General features: G+C 40.4%; 16 protein-coding genes. 9 read left to right on the plus strand and 7 right to left on the minus strand.

Going from position 1 to position 15776, the window contains the following annotated elements:
* Window positions 1-118: 118 nt before the first annotated feature.
* Entirely contained in the window at window positions 119-1471 is a 1353-nt protein-coding gene (gene dnaB, locus GSQ19_RS06815) for a replicative DNA helicase (protein ID WP_011317216.1), read from the plus strand.
* A gap of 79 nt (window positions 1472-1550) precedes the next feature.
* Here the strand turns inward: dnaB and GSQ19_RS06820 are convergent, their stop codons facing one another.
* Both GSQ19_RS06820 and GSQ19_RS06825 read right to left on the minus strand, forming a co-directional pair.
* Window positions 1551-2048, minus strand: a complete 498-nt coding sequence (locus GSQ19_RS06820) for an FKBP-type peptidyl-prolyl cis-trans isomerase (protein ID WP_011317217.1) — start codon at window positions 2046-2048, stop codon at window positions 1551-1553.
* 108 nt (window positions 2049-2156) lie between these two features.
* Window positions 2157-2480 carry a phasin family protein gene (locus GSQ19_RS06825; protein ID WP_010994752.1) on the minus strand — a complete coding sequence of 108 codons (324 nt, stop codon included), beginning with the start codon at window positions 2478-2480 and terminating at the stop codon, window positions 2157-2159.
* Window positions 2481-2610: 130 nt separating this feature from the next.
* Here GSQ19_RS06825 and GSQ19_RS06830 point away from each other — a divergent pair, with 130 nt between their 5' ends.
* A complete protein-coding gene (locus tag GSQ19_RS06830) occupies window positions 2611-2925 on the plus strand; it encodes a TIGR03792 family protein (protein ID WP_011317218.1) in 315 nt (104 codons plus the stop codon).
* 166 nt (window positions 2926-3091) lie between these two features.
* Window positions 3092-4135 carry a 3-deoxy-7-phosphoheptulonate synthase gene (locus GSQ19_RS06835; RefSeq protein ID WP_185478774.1) on the plus strand — a complete coding sequence of 348 codons (1044 nt, stop codon included), beginning with the start codon at window positions 3092-3094 and terminating at the stop codon, window positions 4133-4135.
* 184 nt (window positions 4136-4319) lie between these two features.
* On the opposite strand, the gene GSQ19_RS06840 is transcribed toward GSQ19_RS06835, so the two are convergent.
* Window positions 4320-6230, minus strand: a complete 1911-nt coding sequence (locus GSQ19_RS06840; RefSeq protein WP_011317220.1) for an acetate--CoA ligase family protein — start codon at window positions 6228-6230, stop codon at window positions 4320-4322.
* A 517-nt stretch (window positions 6231-6747) separates the two neighbouring features.
* On the opposite strand from GSQ19_RS06840, the gene GSQ19_RS06845 reads away from it, so the two are divergent.
* Both GSQ19_RS06845 and GSQ19_RS06850 read left to right on the plus strand, forming a co-directional pair.
* Window positions 6748-6951, plus strand: coding sequence for a hypothetical protein (locus tag GSQ19_RS06845; RefSeq protein ID WP_041456586.1), 204 nt, complete (start codon window positions 6748-6750; stop codon window positions 6949-6951).
* A 341-nt stretch (window positions 6952-7292) separates the two neighbouring features.
* A complete protein-coding gene (locus GSQ19_RS06850) occupies window positions 7293-8159 on the plus strand; it encodes a cyanophycinase (protein ID WP_011317222.1) in 867 nt (288 codons plus the stop codon).
* Window positions 8160-8256: 97 nt separating this feature from the next.
* Here the strand turns inward: GSQ19_RS06850 and GSQ19_RS06855 are convergent, their stop codons facing one another.
* On the minus strand, window positions 8257-8835 hold the full coding sequence (locus GSQ19_RS06855) for a thioredoxin family protein (protein WP_011317223.1): 579 nt from the start codon (window positions 8833-8835) through the stop codon (window positions 8257-8259).
* A gap of 139 nt (window positions 8836-8974) precedes the next feature.
* Between GSQ19_RS06855 and GSQ19_RS06860 the strand changes: the two genes are divergently transcribed.
* Window positions 8975-9379 carry an NIL domain-containing protein gene (locus GSQ19_RS06860; RefSeq protein ID WP_011317224.1) on the plus strand — a complete coding sequence of 135 codons (405 nt, stop codon included), beginning with the start codon at window positions 8975-8977 and terminating at the stop codon, window positions 9377-9379.
* Here the strand turns inward: GSQ19_RS06860 and GSQ19_RS06865 are convergent.
* Complete coding sequence (locus GSQ19_RS06865) at window positions 9376-10443, minus strand: DUF3616 domain-containing protein (protein WP_011317225.1); 1068 nt, start codon at window positions 10441-10443, stop codon at window positions 9376-9378. The two genes, GSQ19_RS06860 and GSQ19_RS06865, sit on opposite strands and share 4 nt — an antisense overlap.
* A 363-nt stretch (window positions 10444-10806) precedes the next feature.
* Here GSQ19_RS06865 and GSQ19_RS06870 point away from each other — a divergent pair, with 363 nt between their 5' ends.
* Window positions 10807-11775, plus strand: a complete 969-nt coding sequence (locus GSQ19_RS06870) for a CHAD domain-containing protein (RefSeq protein WP_011317226.1) — start codon at window positions 10807-10809, stop codon at window positions 11773-11775.
* Window positions 11776-11799: 24 nt separating this feature from the next.
* Here the strand turns inward: GSQ19_RS06870 and GSQ19_RS06875 are convergent, their stop codons facing one another.
* On the minus strand, window positions 11800-12438 hold the full coding sequence (locus GSQ19_RS06875) for a hypothetical protein (RefSeq protein WP_011317227.1): 639 nt from the start codon (window positions 12436-12438) through the stop codon (window positions 11800-11802).
* Between the two features lie 592 nt (window positions 12439-13030).
* Here GSQ19_RS06875 and GSQ19_RS06880 point away from each other — a divergent pair.
* Complete coding sequence (locus GSQ19_RS06880) at window positions 13031-13471, plus strand: hypothetical protein (protein WP_010994741.1); 441 nt, start codon at window positions 13031-13033, stop codon at window positions 13469-13471.
* 196 nt (window positions 13472-13667) lie between these two features.
* Here GSQ19_RS06880 and mltA read toward each other — a convergent pair whose 3' ends face one another.
* A complete protein-coding gene (gene mltA, locus GSQ19_RS06885; protein WP_011317228.1) occupies window positions 13668-14861 on the minus strand; it encodes a murein transglycosylase A in 1194 nt (397 codons plus the stop codon).
* A 282-nt stretch (window positions 14862-15143) separates the two neighbouring features.
* Between mltA and GSQ19_RS06890 the strand changes: the two genes are divergently transcribed.
* On the plus strand, window positions 15144-15674 hold the full coding sequence (locus tag GSQ19_RS06890; RefSeq protein WP_011317229.1) for a type IV pilin-like G/H family protein: 531 nt from the start codon (window positions 15144-15146) through the stop codon (window positions 15672-15674).
* The last annotated feature ends 102 nt before the right edge of the window (window positions 15675-15776 follow it).

Here is a 15776-nt window from a genome sequence, read left to right on the forward strand (position 1 = left end):
ACAGGGGAGCAGAGGAGCAGGGGAACAGGGGAGCAGAGGAGACTTAAACTTACTACACCCTGACATCCCTACACCCTGGCACCCCCATACCCTGGCACCCCCATACCTTGACACCCCTATGGCTGAAGAATTGAGCTTTCAAGGCGACGGTAGTAACCGCCTTCCACCCCAAAACATCGAGGCAGAAGAAGCAATTTTAGGGGGCATTCTACTAGATCCAGAAGCGATTGGTCGAGTAAGCGAAGTCCTGATTACCGAAGCTTTTTATATTAGCGCCCACAGGGATATCTATCAAGCCGCATTGCGTCTCCACGGCCAAGGTAAACCCACAGATTTGCTGTCAGTCACAAGTTGGCTCACTGATAATGACTTACTGACCCGCATAGGTGGTAGAAACAAATTAGCCACCTTGGTAGACCGCACAGTCTCAGCTGTGAATATCGATGCCTTAGCAGGGTTAGTGATGGAAAAATACCTGCGACGGCAATTAATTAAAGCTGGCAATGAAATTGTCCATCTCGGTTACGAGACAGAAAAAGAATTACCCATAGTACTAGACCAAGCAGAACAGAAAGTTTTTGGCGTTACTCAAGAACGACCCCAATCAGGCTTAGTTCACATCGCAGACACCCTAATTAATAACTTCCAAGAAATTGAGGAGCGCAATCAAGGCATTGCTTTACCTGGTATTCCCTGCGGCTTTTATGATTTAGATGCGATGACTAGTGGCTTTCAGCGTTCTGATTTAATCATCGTCGCTGGCAGGCCATCAATGGGGAAAACAGCATTTTGTTTGAACCTAGCTAATAATATCGCTGCTTCCATGAAGCTACCTGTTGCTGTTTTCAGTTTAGAAATGTCGAAAGAGCAGCTGGTACAACGTCTACTGGCTAGTGAAGCCCAAATCGAAAGTGGCTATCTGCGGAGTGGTCGCCTCAGTCAAACACAATGGGAACCATTAAGCCGGGCGATTAGTATGCTGTCTGAAATGCCCATTTTTATTGATGACACGCCGAATATTACCGTCACCCAAATGCGCTCTCAAGCTAGAAGATTACAAGCCGAACAAGGTGTAGAACTGGGTTTGATAGTGATAGATTACCTGCAATTAATGGAAGGAGGCGGAGATAATCGCGTCCAAGAGTTATCTAAAATTACCCGTTCTCTCAAAGGTTTAGCTAGAGAATTATCCGTACCTGTAATAGCTCTGTCTCAGCTAAGTCGTGGCGTAGAAGCACGCACCAACAAGCGTCCTATGTTGTCTGATTTACGTGAAAGCGGCTCCATTGAGCAGGATGCGGATTTAGTTATTATGTTATACCGTGATGATTACTATAACAGCGACACCCCCGATCGCGGCCTAGCGGAAGTAATTATAGCGAAACATCGCAACGGCCCAACAGGTACAGTAAAACTCCTATTTGACCCACAGTTTACCAAATTTAAAAACTTAGCCAGATCGGGCTATTAAATGATGATGAATACAGTCAACAGTCAACAGTCATGAGTTTTTACCTTTGACTGTGGACTATTGACTATGGACTATTCCCCTACTTCACTTCCAACAATTCCACATCAAATAGTAGGGTTGAGTAAGGTGGAATCACCCCACCAGCACCACGAGCGCCATAACCCAATTCTGAGGGGATGATTAATTGACGACGACCACCTACTTTCATGGTGCTAAGTCCTTCATCCCAACCTTTAATGACTTGTCCAACACCGATGGTAAAGCTGAAGGGACGATTGCGATCGCGTGAGCTATCAAACTTGGTACCATCTTCTAAAGTACCAGTGTAGTGAACTACGACGGTTTGTCCACTTTTGGGAGTCGCGCCAGTTCCCTCTTCTATTTCCACATATTTGAGACCAGAATCGGTAGTGACAGTCGGCTTAGAGGCATCAGACATAATATTGCTCTTGATTGGAGTATTGTTTTCAGTAACGCTAATGGTGGCTAGTGGAGTTTGCGGTAAATTAGCAGCAATAGCAGAGTCCTGTTTATTCCCTACTTGTGCCAACACCAAAACCACAACACAAACCAGCATCAAACCTATGCTGAGTAAAATTGCTTTCAAAATTAGCCCTCCCCACTGAGGTAGTTTGGCAATGAAAATTACCAACAGGACACAATTAGTTTAAATCAGAAGCACATCCTAACGCCAAAGCTTATTTTCTAAATCGCGCACTTGACGTTCTAAACGGTCAATTCTTCCCCGCAATTCATCCACTTCAGACTGACGCGCTACCCCTAAATCCTGCATCATATTTCGCATTTGTCGTTGCATTTGGGCATCCCATGTCCCCTGCTCGGTCTTTAACTGCTGTACAATGTCATCCATAACAGCTTTAGCTTGCTCTGGATTGAGCTTACCGTCTTTGACCAATTCATCACTAACCTCCTTGAGTTTTTCTGCCACCAAAGAAGTTGTACCAATACCAAGCATCATTATTTGTTGCAACCAGTTGTTGCTGTCCATACTCTTTCCCTATTCCTTATTTCAAACCAGCCGACCCTTGCTCCTGAGTGTATGCAATCAAGCTATGCTGGAAGCGTAGTTATTCTAGCCTACAGTTCTATTTTGGCAGATTGGCAAACACAAGGGATGAATGGGTGTGGTTATAGAATTTCTGAGGTTTAAAGTTGAAGCTAGCCTGCGAGAGAGTTATATCCACAAGGATGCAGAGATTTGGACAACAGCATTGGCCAAGTATCCAGGGTTTTTAGGTAAAGAAGTTTGGACAAATCCCCTAGAATCCACAGAAGTGATTTTTATCATTTATTGGGAAACTAAAGAACACTGGAAAACCATACCAGCAGCAGATTTAGAGGCTATTGAGCAAAGGTTTAAGCAAGCTGTGGGAGATATCTATGAGTTAGTGGAATTTAGGGAGTATCAAGTACGGAAATTTCTCCATAACTAGCAATTGCCCCACAGCGCCAGAAATCAGCAACTAAGCAGACATAATATTATGTCTAGTATTTTTGACTTTACTAGCATAAATGATGAATTTGTGTTGTACATTTCATCTACAATATGTATACCCAATCTGCCTAAAATCCTACCCAGACAATCTAGAGCAATCCTCCATGCACAATAAATTAACTAACGCAAATATTGAAAATTATCACGTTCTCTTAACTCCAAACGAAGTAAAAGAAAAATTACCGTTAACAGAAACTGCGGCAGAAATAGTTTTACAGTTTAGATGTGAAATAGAGAAAATATTAGATTTTCAAGATAGACGCAAATTTATAGTAGTTGGGCCTTGTTCTATTCATGACCCTAATGCAGCATTGGAATACGCCCATAAGTTAAAAAAATTAGCCGAACGCGTCCAGGATAAACTACTGTTAATTATGCGGGTTTATTTTGAAAAGCCCCGCACAACTGTAGGCTGGAAAGGATTAATTAATGATCCAGAAATGGATGATTCTTTTCTGGTGGAAAATGGCTTATTACTAGCCAGAGATTTACTCATCAAGTTAACAGAGTTAGGGCTACCCACCGCTACAGAGGCTCTAGACCCTATTGTACCGCAATATATTGGTGAATTGATCACATGGGCGGCGATCGGCGCACGCACAACGGAATCCCAAACTCACAGGGAAATGGCTAGCGGTCTCTCTATGCCTGTGGGTTTCAAAAATGGCACTGATGGTAATATTCAAGTAGCTTTAAATGCTTTACATTCTGCCAGAATGCCGCATAATTTTTTGGGCATTAATCCTGACGGACAGGTAAGTGTATTTGAAACGAAAGGTAATGCCTACGGTCATGTTATTTTGCGTGGAGGAAATCAACCTAATTTTGATTCTGAAAGTGTTAGACAAGTAGAAGAAAAATTAAAGCAGGCTAAATTACCTCCAAGAATTGTCATTGATTGTAGTCATGGTAATACTAATAAAAATTACAGGCTACAATCTGATGTTTTAGAAAACGTTGTGCAACAGATAGTTGATGGTAATACATCGATTGTAGGGATGATGCTGGAATCAAATTTATATGAAGGGAATCAACCCATTAACTGCAAACGGGAAGAATTGAAATATGGGGTTTCTGTAACTGACCCCTGTATCGGTTGGGAGCAAACGGAAAAAATTATCTTGGCTGCTTACGAAAAACTTAATTGAGGGACTTCCAGATAAAAACAATAGCCAAAATGTAGTGTGCGTCAGTATGAATAATTTATGAGTATAGTTAGGTTCTATGGCACTGACGCACCCTACTAAACCATAAATTTCGGATAATTTATTTTTTGTTGTTCCTTGTTGTAATTTTGTGGAGACGTTGCAATGCAACGTCTCTATGGTGTTTTTAGAGGATGGAGCCAATTTCTTTGAGATAAACCCGTGTGAATGGTTCATCTTCGCCTAATGTGTAGTCTTCTATTAGTCCTTTGCGCCGAATGGAAACATCTTTTTCTTTTTTAATAACAACAGTAGAACCGTCGAACACATCCCGCGCTAACATCATTTCTGTTTCGCTGGGATTATCTAAAACTACCAAATTACTCCCTTGATAAAACATTCCGTCTTCTTCTAGGGTATCCTCCGGATATTCAGCAATTAATAAATCGAGTTTGGGATGACGTAGCAAACTTTGGATGTTGCTATTGTAATCGTCGCGTAGTACCTTTTGCGATCGGTTGACAAAAACGGCATCACGACAAACAGCGCCTATTGTCCATTCTGGATGTTGCAACAAAATGTGGTCAATTGTGGTTTGCAATTCCTCCACGGAGATTTTATTAAAGGTCATAATTGGGATTCTGGCATCTAAACCAGATTTAAAAAAGGTTTCTAAAATGTGAGAAGGTACGTCAACGCTTTCACCTACGGCTGGGTTAAGGTGCATCATTACACCTGGTGCGGCGTTGATTTCGATGATGGCAAAATTACCAGCTTTCCAAGATTCAGAAAGGTCTTCAGTTATGACATCAATTCCCAGACAAGTCAAACGGAAATATTGAGCAATATCTTGCGCCAAGATGATGTTGTCGTCATGGATAGTATGAGTAGCATTGATACTCATCCCTCCGGCTGAAAGATTAGCAACTTTCCGTAAGTGAACAGTTTCACCTTTGTCCAGTACTGTTTTTAATGACAAGCGCTGTTCTTCTAAGTAGTGTTCCATTGCGTCATCAACGATAATCTTACTCATCGGTGAAGTTGGACTATCTAAACGCGCTGCTTTGCGGTTTTCTTTCTGAATTAATTCCCAAATTGTTGAGTCACCATCACCAACTACCGATGCAGGATGACGTTCTGTAGCGGCTACAAATCGACCATTAACACATAGCAAGCGAAAATCTTTGCCTTTGATGCTTTTTTCGACAATTATCCGTGCGGGTTCGTTTTCAGGAATCGCTTCCAATGCTCTATCATAAGCAACTTCAAGTTCGTCTACATCTTTGATATCTGCGGTGACACCAATTCCCTTGTGACCTACTACCGGCTTGACTGCTACTGGATAGCCGATGTCTTTGGCTACTTGTCGCGCTTCTTTTTGCGAATAGACGATTTCACCTTGTGGTACTGGAAAACCCAATGTGTGGAGAAAAGCTTTGCAGTCATCTTTCCGAGTGGTGAAGTCAGAATCAATATGGCTGTCGCAATTAAAGGTTGTGGCTACACCCCGGATATGTTTTTTTCCCCAGCCGTATTGCATTAATCCTTCGTCCCACAGATAAAAGGTGGGAATACCTTTTTCGTAGGCTGTTCGCAATAAGGCGTAAACTGTGGGACCTCCGTATACAGATTGGCGAAACCGATTTTGCAAGGTGACAAGCTGGTCATCCCAGAAAAAATCATCATCTTGGTTAATGGCTTCAAACCAGTCCCAAACTAGGTAAACTACTGATCTGATTGTGCGTTCGTGCAGTGCTTGAACAGCAATTTTTGTATATTTACTGTGCGGTTTCACACTCCAGCGATGGAAGTGTAAATTCATGTCTAGCTTGCCCACTTCTGACACAGTTTGGGCAAATAAGTGGGCATAAGATTCGTAGTTTTGCTCTCGTAGATGAGGATAGCGATCGCCTACTCTAGTAATATAATCTTCGATAGGTAAAGGCTTTCTATTTTCTACTACAGCAAAATCAAACACTAACGCCCCTGTATCTAAATAAGGATTTGAACCAACATAATACCGACAATTGAAGATATCAAATACATCTGTCTTTCTGGCATTAATGCGGACTAAATCGGTGCTTGTTTCCTGAACCATTGATGCTAAACCTCTGGCTAAACACCTAATAAATGTAACGTTTAATTTCCCGTAAGGAGTCTTAATAATTTAAGATTATCTTACATAATAATTTTGAAATTTTTAAATCTACAGTTGTTCTGGCTGAATCTAACTTTAATTATAGGTTTCTGCACCTATCCCAAGACATAATTAAATTAATACCTGGCTCAGTATATAGTCGTTCCATAGGACGAGTATTTGATTTATAAAATACACCTAGAAATATAGGTAGGGTGGGCAATACCCACCACAACTATCATACGGTGGGCATTGCTCACCCTACAGATACTTAGATATTTTGAATAATCAAATTTGACTCCTATATGCGATTTATAAATGGTAGAGGGAGGTAATAAGTAATTAATGGGTGATTAGCTATTGGTTGATTAAGCATGAAAAAATACCTATCAATTACAAAAAATATAACTTTTGAAGGGTGTAATATCCTCAGAAAGTTTGTAAAAAGGAAGGGATGGTTACGCGAGACAATCAAGATATGAATAGCACACAAGCTGATCTAAGGGATGAAGTTAGACAACTTGCAGAGGAAGCTTTTCACCTAAAACTGATATCTGGACACGGAGACGGGCCAGATATAGAAGAGTATCAAATTGTCTACCAAGGTAAACCCAGACATTTGCCATTGGAACAAGCAAGATTGTTTCTCACAAACTTACTCTACAGAAATCGTATTCACTAAAAGTCTTTAATTAAATATCAATTTGCACAAATTTTCACTCATCGTTGACAGATTTTTAAACCAATAAACCACTTTAGTAGCATCACTTTACTAAACTGCTAGTGAGATATACTATCCCCAAATTTCAGAGAAAATGGGGATAGTATACCTGGCTTTTACTTAGATTTAAATTCTCACATAATAGAAATATAATTTTCTGACAACCAGAATTTAGGTAATAGTTCATAAGAGATAATTAAGTTATTTTTTGAATTGCTTTAATCAGTCCTATGGGCGATTTTATACATATAAATGTCATGCTTTATTGATATTACATAAATAAATCTATGGTTGGAGATATTATGACTGCAAGTGAAAACAAAAGGCAGTTGGTAATTATTGGTGGTGCAGAAGATAAAGATGGTGACTCGCAAATACTGCGGGAGTTTGTGCGCCGTTCTGGTGGTACAAAAGCTCACATTGTCATCATGACGGCGGCGACAGAACTACCCAGGGATGTGGGAGAGAATTACATTAGAGTGTTTGAACGTCTAGGTGCGGAAAAAGTTCGGATAATTGATACAGAAACCCGTGAAGATGCGTCTTCATCAACTGCACTGGAAGCGATCGCCAAAGCAACTGGTATATTCTTCACTGGGGGAGATCAAGCCCGGATTACCAGCATCATCAAAGATACCGAAATTGATGCAGCAATTCACAAGCGCTTCTCTGAAGGTATCGTTGTTGGTGGCACAAGTGCCGGTGCGGCAGTCATGCCAGATAAAATGATTGTGGAAGGTGACTCAGAAACCAATCCTCGCTTAGAAATTGTAGAAATGGGGCCAGGTTTGGGTTTTCTTCCTGGGGTAGTCATTGACCAGCATTTTTCTGAACGCGGACGCTTGGGACGCTTAATTACAGCATTGATTAGAGAACCAGCCGTACTAGGGTTTGGGATTGACGAGAATACTGCTATGGTTGTGACCGACAGCCAGATTGAAATCATTGGCCAAGGTTCAGTCACAATTGTGGATGAGTCAGAGTCTACATACAACAATATGGATGAAATCCTCAGGGATGAAGCTTTAGCAATTTGTGGCGCAAAACTACACATTTTGCCACATGGCTACAAATTTGATCTGAAAACTCGCAAGCCTATTTTAACTAATGGTGCGGCGGCGGATGCTTCTGTACCAGTTGGTTCGGCAACTATTTCTGCGGCTGTTTAACTAGCCATTATCAGCTACGCCCATTAAGACAGATGAAATAGGGGTTAGGGAAGAATCAATTCCAGATCAAAGCATCTCTTTCCCCTATCCCCATTACCTAATTCACCACTTGACTACCATGACTGCGAGGATCGTCTTGACTACCGATAGGTGCAACTGGTGTAGAGACTTGAGAAACTTGTCCACTAGTTTGAGCATGGGGTAAAGCGGAACCAGTCACCAAGGCTTCTAAATTACTTGCCATAATTGTATGGGGTTGATCGCCGATCGCCTGGGCTAGACTTTCCCCCTCTTTGTTTAAAAATACAAAGTGAGGAATACCGTCTACTCGATATTTCAGCATCTCCGGCAACCACTTGGTATTATCTACATTGAGCATGACAAAATTCACCTTGTCAGCATACTGTTGTTCAAATTCTGCAATATCTGGAGCCATTTTTTGACAAACAGTACACCAGTTAGCGTAAAATTCCACCATAGAAGGTTTGCCGTTGCTGATAGCCACTTCTAGAGGAGTAGAAGCTGCATATAATTTATCCAGAGATACAGCAGCCGTTTCCGTCCGTAACCCTAAGACTAAGGCAACGGTGAGAGCGATCGCCACCATTGCAACTAAAAAGTTTCTCAACCGCTCTCCCGCAGTAGTTTCCGGCTTAATGGGTGAGTCTGTAGTCATAACACAATTTATTAAATCTTATTAAGTAATCTCATTTTTAGTGTAACTGACTGTTGACTGTTGATTGTGGACTGATGACTGTTGACCAATAACCAACCCCTTACGCTAGAACAGAACAAGAAAAGACTCTGCTAAATCTGTGAAAAAACGAGTTACCCTCACCTTTCCCAAACGTGCTATACAAATGCCTGTGACTTATGTGCTGGCGAAAGAGTTCAATGTGGCTGCGAATATCATCCGCGCTCAAGTTGCGCCTAATCAAATTGGCAAACTGGTAGTGGAACTGTCAGGAGATATTGATCAGTTAGATGCAGCTATTGAATGGATGCGATCGCGCCATATTAATGTTTCTCTAACTTTAGGGGAAATTGTTGTTGATGAAGATATATGTGTCCACTGTGGTTTATGTACTGGGGTTTGTCCTACAGAAGCCCTGACCTTGCACCCAGAAACATATAAATTAACATTCACGCGATCGCGCTGCATTGTCTGTGAGCAGTGTATTCCTACTTGTCCTGTACAAGCAATATCTACGAATCTTTAACCTAGTGGAAACACATCAGCGATAACGCTAGCATCACCCACTAGTCTATTCTGGGCTGGAGAGTCATACACTACCAATATGGAAGGTACACCGGATACATCCTCAAATAATGTTATACCTTCAGCATGATCATTGCGATCGCCATAGGGAATTTCTTGGACTAATTCTGGTTTATTGAGAATATTTTCTTGTAAATTTACACCATTTTCCAATCGATAAACTTGTACAGGCCCATCTAAATCCATCGTTGGCCCAGCTAAAATTAACAAGTCTTTTCCAGCCAGACATAAGTCACGAATTCCTAAGCCATTCAACCAAACAAAATGTTTTTTGTACGTCTTTCCACCTTTTTCAGACTCCCATAGTCTCATTAAACCTGGCTGGGAATCTTGTAGCGCAATTTCCAAAATAATCGCCCAACCTCGCAACACAGGGCCACGTAAACCCAAGAAAACTTTGTTTTCGTACACAGCTAAACCTTCAACATCAAAGCCATTATCTTTACCAGGTATTGCAGCTTTGACAAAGAAACCTAAATGCTGATCATCAGCCAAAGCTGACATCAAAACATTTCCTTGCTTGATTAACTCTAATTTTGCAGCAACTAACCGCTTACCTGCATCTTGCGGATGAGAGCAAGACTTAAATAATTGACCCTTGACAAGGGGAATTCGTCCTAATATGTAGCGATTCTCTTCCGACGTAACTTTGGCTAACCGAGAAATATTTTTCTCATCTGTATTATCTGATTTAATATTTTTACGCTTGTAGCTATGAGAACCTGTGAACCACAGGTAATTATCAGCATAAGCTAATCCTTCAATATCAATTTCTTCATCTTCTGGTGCTGGTAAATCAATAAATTCAGCCACTCGAAATTGTTTGTGATCACTAAATTTATCTCCATCAACCAAATATAAACGCTCAATAGTGGCAGTTTCATCCGACCCAAGCCATAAATGCTTTTCTTGAGTAAGTAATATAGCCGAAATATCTTCCCTGTGTTGCTGAAAAGTATTATTAAATATCAGACTGACTTGTTGAAGCGGACGGAATTTTACCATGTTGCCTAGCCTCCCAGGTTAAGGATAAGTTAATAAGTTATTTTCTGGACTGATTCCATACACAGCAAGAAACAAGTCCCCAAGATTTTTCCTATTTTTCTTTGAGACCTGTTAATATGCAGTGTAATTTTATCTATCCGGCAATTCATGGATTTTATACACAAATTATGTAAAAACCCCTCTTTCTTAACTCTGAATCTTTAACATATATACCCTTGTATCCATAAGGAAGCATAATAATACTCACAAAGAAATAACTTTCTTAAAAAGACATATCAAAGGTTAGATATAAATTTTTCACAAATCCTATCATTTGCTATCATTCAATAATCTGTTTAAATAAGTAAATAATTACTATCAGCGATGACGTTAGCTACAGAACCAACGGTAAAAACTCTAGGAAACTACGCTTACGAAGCCATTCAAAAACACTTTAAGAAAACCTTGAAGTGGGAAAAAGCTGTTAAGAAAGATGAAGATCCAGAAGCATTACACCAAATGCGAGTAGGGATGAGACGCTTACGCACAGCTATTAGTAGATTTGACATAGCATTAAATTTATCAAAGCCCGCCAGTGATAAAAATATTGGTAAAATTGCCCGTCGGCTTGGTAATCTCCGGGACTTAGACGTATTAAAACAAACCTTAGAAACCCTTTATCAACCACATTTACCAGAAAAAGAGCAAAAAACTTTACAAAAAGCTTTTGACGCTTTAGCTAAACAACGAGTAAGTGTACTTGATAAAACCCAAGAAACATTGAAAGATGAGTCGTATAAGTCCTTAAAACATACATTAGAGGAATGGTTAGAAAAACCTAGCTATCAACCCTTAGCTTCTCTACCAATAAAGCAAGTATTACCAGATTTATTGTTACCTGAAGTAAGCAGTTTCTTGCTGCATCCTGGGTTATTAGTAGGAACCGATATTGTAGATTATGAAGTTAAAATTATTACTGATTGGCCAGCCGACAAGATAGAACAACAACTGACCACAAAAGGCGAAACTATTCATAGCTTAAGAAAACAAGCCAAACGCCTGCGCTACCAAATGGAATTATTTACTGAGTTATATGATGATTCTTATGCCACATACATTACAAAGATCAAAAGTATCCAAGATATTTTAGGTAACATTCAAGACAGTGTAGTGATGGGTGACTGGCTGGTAGATGTATTCAAGTCAGATATCCACAATCAATTACCAACACTTGCTAATCTACTAGCGGAAAATCGCTACCAGTGGTGGCAACAGTGGCAACCTTTACAAGAGCAGTACCTAAAAGCCGAGAATAGGCATAACTTTCATTTAACAATACTCCACCCTGTTTAGTAGTTTAATAATCCATATTTGACACTAGCGAGAAGACAGAGTGATGGGAGCTTCGAGGGATAAAACATAAACACTACTCTGGGGAATTTGGACAACACGGGTGTTTTCTGCGGAACGCAAACCTGAAAGCAAACCCATAGCACTACCTAACATTACCCCTCGGTCAAATTGTTCAGGATTTCCGTTGCTTAAGAAACCCAGGGCGCTGCCCCCAATCTTACCCCAAATAGATTCACTCTCCACTGCTGCGTCATTAGCTCCTTTATGGGTAATTGTAGTGCCGGGTATTGTTTGACTGGATGCTTTGATTGCAACAATGCGTCCATTGATTACTAAAGACTGTGCCACAATTCTGGCACCGCCCTCTGTTGGTTTAAGAACTATGGTTACAGGCGTATTTTCCGCCACTATAGTATTACCCTGAACATCTTTAATGGCATTTGCCAAAGTTACAGTTAGGGGATAATCCTTTTTTTGCCCTACATCTACTGTAATGGGTGCAGGAAAAGAAACCACAATTGCTGTATCTTGTGGAATACTAACTTCTAGAGTAGCTGCCTCTGTCTGTATTGGCTGGGTAGGGAGTTGTGCTGCAACAGGGAATGTTAGTGAACCTAAAAGAGAAATAGAGCAGGCTAGGCTCATTAATATTTGCGTTCTCATGGTTTTGTTTCCCTTGGATGTGAGTTGTTGGACTTGATTGCCTTCACTCAGTCAATAGGTGGACTATTTTGGCTTTATGCAGCCTGTTGTCTGCCATAAACCGTAAATTGAGTGGCTTGTCTGCAAAAATCCTTGGCAGCACAAATTCATTAACAGGTTGAAATTCACTGAAGATGAGAAAAACAATCTGTGAGTTATCCTGAAAAATTTAACTGATGAAACATTTATTAATAATCCAGCTTTTAGTGAGCCAAATTGATGATGGTTCACTCTTCACCCATTTCTAGCATTTATCATCTAGAAAATGCAGTTAAATACTTACAGAATTCCTTGATAAAACTCATGATTTTTTGACTTTTGTCACCTACTCTGTTTTGAGCGATTTCAAAAAGAGTAATAATAGTTTCTGTGATCCTTCTCTGATGAGACCTGATCAAAGATTATTGGCTCAAATAGGGGGTCATGCCCCTCTTTACAAAATCACCAATAAAGTGTTTTTGAAGTCGAGCATTAACTAGTAAAAATGCGTTAATTGCTAATGCGAATTTGTTGAGTGCTTGTTGTCTAAGCAGTTATACCAAAGGAGGTTCAGATGAGTCGTCTTCTTTATGAAAATTCAGTTTCATATCAAGGATATCTCATCATTCCATTTGTTTTTGGCAAAGCAGATAGGTATGAAATCTATTCCTATAAACTTTTGTCAGAAATTGGGCAAAAAAGTAAGCTGCATAAAGCAGAAAATCCAGCAAAAATATATGGCAATAGCATTAGTAATATCATTGAGATAGCTAAAGAGCATATTGACCAAAACGCCGATTTTGTAAGTCAAAAAGATAGCTTTCAATCTCGCTATATCTACCGCAACAATTTGATTATTGTCTTTCATGAGAATGATCGATACTTTTATGACCATTACCCACCAGATTTATTGAATAATATTGCTGCACCCAAATTATTCAAATCTGAGTATGAATGCCTCAGTTGGATTAAGCAGGGGTTAGATGGCAGATATATGCGGCAACAGGCGAGGTAAGAGGTATTAATTTGTAATAGGCTTACCCACACAGGTTGTCTGTTGAGACCGGGTGTAAGGGTGTAAGGGTGTAAGGGTATATGGGTGTAAGGGTTTCAAACATTTATACCCTTCCCTACACCTTTATTCAAACCCTTAATATTTCGTTTTCATGTGTAAATTCTACGTAATTAAAGACTTAATTACGAATTACAAATTACTTTAGTAGTAGGTAATAGATAGAACCAGTAGTAACGGTAATGCCAGCGCGATCGCCTGCTAAGTCACCATAGCCAAGGAAATAATCTACTCTGCCAGGGCCTTTAATGGCGCTACCTGTATCTTGATCCAGGACAAAACGGCTGACTCTGCGCTGAATTAATTGATTACGCTGTCCGGGATAAGGAAATGTTGCGTTCATTACAGCCAATGCTCCTGGTGGCATGAGAGATTTATCTGTGGCAATAGAACGTTCTGGTACAAGAGGCACGCTGATACTGCCTGTAGCTGGTTCACCTTTAGTTTCCTTAAAGAAAATGAAGCGTTCCCAACGTGGTAAATAATTACTCATAGACTGGGGACTTTTGCGGAAATAGCGAATAATTCCCGGCATATTTAATTCTTCTTTAGTTAGTTTGCCATCTTGAAACAGCAGCCGCCCGATACTTGTCCAAGGGTAATCCGTTCCGCGTACAAAACCGACACTAGTTTGAGTCCCATCAGTTAGGTTGAGTTTAGCAGAACCTTGGATATGGATCATGTATGCTTGAAAGCGATCGCGTAACCAAAACATCTCTAAACCCCGTAGCTGGCTTTTTTCTCCCAACAAACCATCTACCCCTTCTAATTCAACCCGTTTGGGGTGGGGTTTAGTCCATTGTTCAAAATCTGGTGGTACTCGATAAATTGGATATTTATATTGTGCAGTGCGTACACGACTGGCTTGATAAATTGGTGCGTAGTAGGCGGTAAATTTGACCGTACCCTGTCCATCATCACCAACCGACTTGTAAAAAGCGAACTCCCGCCGCACCGCCGCTTGTAATTGTGCTGGTGATTTAGCAGTAGCCACTAGCTGACGAAAACGCCGCAAACTCCGACGCACTCTGTCGCGGGTAATTTCTTTAATTGGGTAGTTATCGTAAGCTGTAACTGCTTTTGGAGTTTCTAAGTAACGCAAACTGTTATCTATTGAGTTTAATAGACCTTGGCGATCGCTTTTTAAACCCCTATGTCCTGAAAAAAGTTGCTCATCCCAACCCAAGCAAGCATGATGAGGAGTGCAGTTAGTACCAATATCAACAAGTTTTAAAGGTGGTGCTGTGGGTGATACCTGACTTACAGCAATTTGCAGTGGGTTAAAAAAGGTGATTCCTAAACTCAGGGAAAACAAAGCCAGCGTTTTTCTCATGTTCGTATCTCTATGTATTCAGACTTTAGGACATTAACCCACGGCTTAAGTTTCCGCTAGATACTTTTGTTGACGTGAGTTTGATTAAAGTATTCAGTAAAAAACAGGAGATAAAATTCATTTCCCCATTCCTAAGAGTGATTGTATTAGTAAATATACGCAAGTATCAATTCAAGAAGAAAGTTTTTTTACTGGAGTGATAGATCACAAATCACAACTGGGTAAGTTTGTTGTAGAACGGAGCGATCGCATTCTACTAACCCCAAACTTCAGGAGAAACCCATGCTCAAGCCAGAATTGCAAGCTAAATTCCTCAGCCACCTCAGCAACCGTAAGAACAGAGAAGAAGAAGGTTTTACCTTAATTGAATTGCTAGTTGTAGTAATTATTATCGGTGTACTTGCGGCGATCGCGTTACCTTCGCTACTTGGACAGGTAAACAAAGCCAAACAGTCAGAAGCGAGAAACTACGTAGGTACAGTCAACCGTTCTCAACAAGCTTACTACCTAGAATACCAAAAGTTTGCTACCAACCTTGACGAATTACAAGTAGGTATTAGAACTCAATCTGAAAATTATCAGTATACTATTGCTGGTGGTGGTACATCTGCGGCTCAATTCAAAGGAACAGCTTATAAAGCAGCACTTAAATCATACTATGGATTAGTAGGTACAACCCAAGGAAGCAGTGCTACCTCAGAAGCCCTAACACTAGCAATAGCCTGTGAGACAGCAGGACCTAGCCAATCTGTGGCTGATGTCACCACATTCGGTACAACGTGTGCAGCAAATTTCGTCTCTTTGGCTAGATAAGAGCATTTAGGGATAATTATTTCCGGCAACTTCACATAATTTTCTGTGTTGGGTAGTGTTTTTAGGACATTACCCAACTTCTGCGATCAACTTGATTAATGC

Origin of the sequence: Trichormus variabilis 0441 (assembly GCF_009856605.1) — a bacterium.
In the GTDB taxonomy this organism is placed as follows: Bacteria; Cyanobacteriota; Cyanobacteriia; order Cyanobacteriales; family Nostocaceae; genus Trichormus; species Trichormus variabilis.

Bases quoted from the DNA above. Each gene is read 5' to 3' on its own strand.
- GSQ19_RS06870 (WP_011317226.1), top strand. From the start codon at position 10,807: ATGACGTTAGCTACAGAACCAACGGTAAAAACTCTAGGAAACTACGCT.
- GSQ19_RS06835 (WP_185478774.1), top strand. From the start codon at position 3,092: ATGCACAATAAATTAACTAACGCAAATATTGAAAATTATCACGTTCTC.
- GSQ19_RS06855 (WP_011317223.1), bottom strand. From the start codon at position 8,835: ATGACTACAGACTCACCCATTAAGCCGGAAACTACTGCGGGAGAGCGG.
- GSQ19_RS06865 (WP_011317225.1), bottom strand. From the start codon at position 10,443: ATGGTAAAATTCCGTCCGCTTCAACAAGTCAGTCTGATATTTAATAAT.
- GSQ19_RS06850 (WP_011317222.1), top strand. From the start codon at position 7,293: ATGACTGCAAGTGAAAACAAAAGGCAGTTGGTAATTATTGGTGGTGCA.
- dnaB (WP_011317216.1), top strand. From the start codon at position 119: ATGGCTGAAGAATTGAGCTTTCAAGGCGACGGTAGTAACCGCCTTCCA.
- GSQ19_RS06880 (WP_010994741.1), top strand. From the start codon at position 13,031: ATGAGTCGTCTTCTTTATGAAAATTCAGTTTCATATCAAGGATATCTC.
- GSQ19_RS06825 (WP_010994752.1), bottom strand. From the start codon at position 2,480: ATGGACAGCAACAACTGGTTGCAACAAATAATGATGCTTGGTATTGGT.
- GSQ19_RS06820 (WP_011317217.1), bottom strand. From the start codon at position 2,048: ATGCTGGTTTGTGTTGTGGTTTTGGTGTTGGCACAAGTAGGGAATAAA.
- GSQ19_RS06845 (WP_041456586.1), top strand. From the start codon at position 6,748: ATGAATAGCACACAAGCTGATCTAAGGGATGAAGTTAGACAACTTGCA.
- GSQ19_RS06830 (WP_011317218.1), top strand. From the start codon at position 2,611: ATGGGTGTGGTTATAGAATTTCTGAGGTTTAAAGTTGAAGCTAGCCTG.
- mltA (WP_011317228.1), bottom strand. From the start codon at position 14,861: ATGAGAAAAACGCTGGCTTTGTTTTCCCTGAGTTTAGGAATCACCTTT.
- GSQ19_RS06875 (WP_011317227.1), bottom strand. From the start codon at position 12,438: ATGAGAACGCAAATATTAATGAGCCTAGCCTGCTCTATTTCTCTTTTA.
- GSQ19_RS06890 (WP_011317229.1), top strand. From the start codon at position 15,144: ATGCTCAAGCCAGAATTGCAAGCTAAATTCCTCAGCCACCTCAGCAAC.
- GSQ19_RS06840 (WP_011317220.1), bottom strand. From the start codon at position 6,230: ATGGTTCAGGAAACAAGCACCGATTTAGTCCGCATTAATGCCAGAAAG.